Below are 3041 nucleotides of genomic sequence, written 5' to 3' on the forward strand. Positions count from 1 at the left end.
CGGCAGCCGCGCGGTGCTCGAGGGCTTCCCGGAGGGCTGACCCCGCCGGCACCGCGCGGGGCCGGACCTCAGTCGGTGATGAGCACCATCTTGCCGGTGGTCCGGCCGGTCTCCCCGCGCCGGTGGGCCTCCGCCGCCTGCTCGAGCGGGAAGACCTCGGCGATCCTGGCCCGCAGCTCACCCCGCTCCACCAGCTCGGTGACGGAGACCAGGTCGTGCCGGGAGGAGTCGACGAGCATGCGGATCGCTCGGACGCCGAGCTCCTCGGCCTCGCGGAAGAAGTCCTTCGACCCCACCGGCAGGATCGACACCACGATCCCACCGGGCCGCAGGGTGCGCAGTGAACGCGTGGACGTGTCACCGCCGATGGTGTCCAGCACGGCGTCCACGTCGCTGACGGCCTCGGCGTAGTCCACCTCGCGGTAGTCGATCGCCTCGTCCACGCCCAGGTCTCGCAGGAACCCGTGCTTGCCGGCGCTGGCGGTGCCGATCACGTACGCGCCCCGGGCCTTGGCGATCTGGACCGCCACGTGCCCCACCCCGCCGGCGGCGGCGTGGATCAGCACCCGCTGACCGGGCTGGATGTCGGCGTACTCCACGAGCGCCTGCCATGCGGTCAGCGACACCAGCGGTAGCGCGGCGGCCTGCACATGGCCGAGGGAGGCGGGCTTGGGGGCGAACCAGGCCGCGGGCGCGGTCACGTAGTCAGCGTGGGCGCCGTGCCCGAACGGGTAGGAGAGCATGCCGAAGACCTCGTCGCCGGGGGCGAACCGGGCCACTCCGATGCCGACCGCCTCGACGACCCCGGACAGGTCCCAGCCGAGCACGAACGGCGGCTCCCCGAGGAACCCGCCGTTCCCGCGGTGCTTCCAGTCGGTGGGGTTGACGCTGGTGGCCCTGACGCGCACCAGGATCTCGTTGGTCCGCGGCTCGGGGCGGGGCTGCTCGGAGACGACGAGGACGTCCGGATCGCCGAGGGAGTACTGGGTCACGGCACGCATGGTGGCTTCGGTGGTCATACGTCCCAGGGTGGCAGAATCCGTCGGCCGCCGCCCGGCGCCACCTACCGGGTCGGCGGAAGCCGGTGCAGTTCGACCTCGCCCACCACTCCGTCGGCGAGGGTGGCGGTCATGTACGTGCAGTACGGCTGCCGACGGCGGTCGGTGGGGGAACCCGGGTTGAGCAACCGCAAGCCGTTCGCCGCGGTGGTGTCCCACGGGATGTGCGAGTGACCGAACACCAGGACGTCGGTGTCCGGATAGGCCTCGCTCATGCGCCTGTCCCGGCCCGCCGACGGCCCGGTCTCGTGCACCACCGCCACCCGCACCCCCTCGAGGGTCACGCGCGCCACCTCGGGCACCCGGGCGCGCAACTCGGGTCCGTCGTTGTTGCCCCAGCACGCGACCAACCGGGTGGAGCGTTCCTCCACCGCGTCGAGAAGTGCCACGTCCATCCAGTCGCCCGCGTGGACCACCACGTCCGCACCGTCGACCTCGTCCCACACCCGGGGCGGGAGATCGCGGGCGCGCGTCGGGACGTGGGTGTCGGCGATGATCAGCAGGCGCATGGGTTCAGTGTGCCGTGCGACCGGCAGTCGACTACCGGGTCGACTCCAGCACGACGTCGCGTCCGCTGAGGTCGACGACCATGCCGCCCGGGACCACGCGGACCCCGGTCAGCTGGACGCCCTCGGGGAGTTCGGCGAGAGCGGAGTCCATCATCGAGACGGTGCCGCCGAGCAGCTCGGGCGGCAGTGCGAAACCGAGGATCGACGCCTGGGACGGATCCATCTCCAGGTTTCCGCCGATCAACCGGGGGGTCACGATCGCCTCGGCCAGGCCGCTGATGGAGACACGGAGCGTTCCCGAGGCCGGGTCCGAGACGATCTCCTGCACCTGGATCAGACCGCCGAGCATGCTGTCGCCCGCGGAATCCTGCTGTGCGGCGGTGGACATGGCCTGGTCGGAGACGAAGGCGGTCCCGGTCAGCGAGTCCACGTAGGTGAGGTCGTCGGCCGAGCTGACCCCTTCGGCGGTGATGTCGATCGCGGGGGCGGGGCCGCCTCCGCCCTCCGCGGGGCTGCCGTCGGTGGTGATGCGGACGGTGCCCAGGTCACCGCCGAAGTACGACAGGATCACCGGGCGCGCGCCCAACTCCACCTGCGCCGGGCTGCCGAGGGAGGCCGTGACCTCCTCCTGGATCCGGTTCTCGACCGCGTTGCGGGTGCCGAACTCGAGCCCCACCACCCCGGCGACCAGGCCCACCACGGCGATCGCGGCGATCAGGGCGATCATCGGGCCGCGACGCCTCCCGCCGGTGTCGCCGCGGTCAGGCCGGTCACCTGCCGGTGCGGCGGCGAACTGCTGGGTCTCGGCGTGCTGGACGCCGGGTCGGTCGTGGGCGGGGAGTCGCTGGGTGTCGTGCCGCGGGTGCATTCCGCCAATTGTCGCCGATGCCGGCCCGGATCGCAGAACCCGAGGTCAACGCCGTGTCGGCACGGGGTCGGCACGGGGTCGGCACGGGGCCGATGCGGAACCGACGCGGGGCCGACCCGGGGCCGACGCGGTGTCAGCGGGCGGCGGTCCAGCGGTTGAGGTGTTGCGTCTCGGCGTCGAAGAACCGGGTCAGGTGGGACACGACCAGCTTCTCCAGCTTGCCGCCCAGCAGCGGGACGGAGACCTTGACCTGGCCCGTCGCGGACTCCACCACCACGCCGCCCTGCGAGACGGCCTCCGAGCCTCCGTCGATGACCCCCAGCCCGCCGGCGGCCTCCGCGCGGGCGGAGCTCGAGAACCGCTCGCCGTCGAAGTCGGCATACGTGGTGGTCCGCACGATGATCAACCGGCCGGGCAGGACCTTGCGGGCCACGTCCGGGATGTCCTCGTCCGGGATGTGCTGGGTCAGCGTGACCGTGGTGGAGTCCCCGGTGGTCTCGAACGCGTCGAGGGTGTCGTGGGGGCTGCCGATGGCGGCCATGCGGTCGTGCCAGAAGGCCTCGTCGCCGTACGAGGTGAACACGGTCTCGAGGTGGGCGTCGATGT

4 protein-coding genes are annotated in these 3041 nt (G+C 72.2%); all 4 read right to left on the bottom strand.

Annotated elements, in window-relative coordinates:
- Positions 1 to 68: 68 nt before the first annotated feature.
- Positions 69 to 1019 carry an NADP-dependent oxidoreductase gene (locus tag G6022_RS02720; protein ID WP_182690985.1) on the bottom strand — a complete coding sequence of 317 codons (951 nt, stop codon included), beginning with the start codon at positions 1017 to 1019 and terminating at the stop codon, positions 69 to 71.
- Between the two features lie 44 nt (positions 1020 to 1063).
- Positions 1064 to 1567, bottom strand: coding sequence for a metallophosphoesterase (locus G6022_RS02725; RefSeq protein WP_179523417.1), 504 nt, complete (start codon positions 1565 to 1567; stop codon positions 1064 to 1066).
- A 31-nt stretch (positions 1568 to 1598) separates the two neighbouring features.
- On the bottom strand, positions 1599 to 2435 hold the full coding sequence (locus G6022_RS02730; RefSeq protein WP_179523416.1) for a DUF2993 domain-containing protein: 837 nt from the start codon (positions 2433 to 2435) through the stop codon (positions 1599 to 1601).
- Positions 2436 to 2568: 133 nt separating this feature from the next.
- Positions 2569 to 3039 carry a DUF2505 family protein gene (locus tag G6022_RS02735; protein WP_182690986.1) on the bottom strand — a complete coding sequence of 157 codons (471 nt, stop codon included), beginning with the start codon at positions 3037 to 3039 and terminating at the stop codon, positions 2569 to 2571.
- Positions 3040 to 3041: the final 2 nt, after the last annotated feature.

This window comes from Dietzia sp. Cai40 (genome assembly GCF_014145165.1).
Taxonomy (GTDB): domain Bacteria; phylum Actinomycetota; class Actinomycetes; order Mycobacteriales; family Mycobacteriaceae; genus Dietzia; species Dietzia natronolimnaea.

Coding starts and splice junctions, on each gene's coding strand:
- G6022_RS02725 (WP_179523417.1), bottom strand. CDS start 1,567: ATGCGCCTGCTGATCATCGCCGACACCCACGTCCCGACGCGCGCCCGC.
- G6022_RS02730 (WP_179523416.1), bottom strand. CDS start 2,435: ATGCACCCGCGGCACGACACCCAGCGACTCCCCGCCCACGACCGACCC.
- G6022_RS02720 (WP_182690985.1), bottom strand. CDS start 1,019: ATGACCACCGAAGCCACCATGCGTGCCGTGACCCAGTACTCCCTCGGC.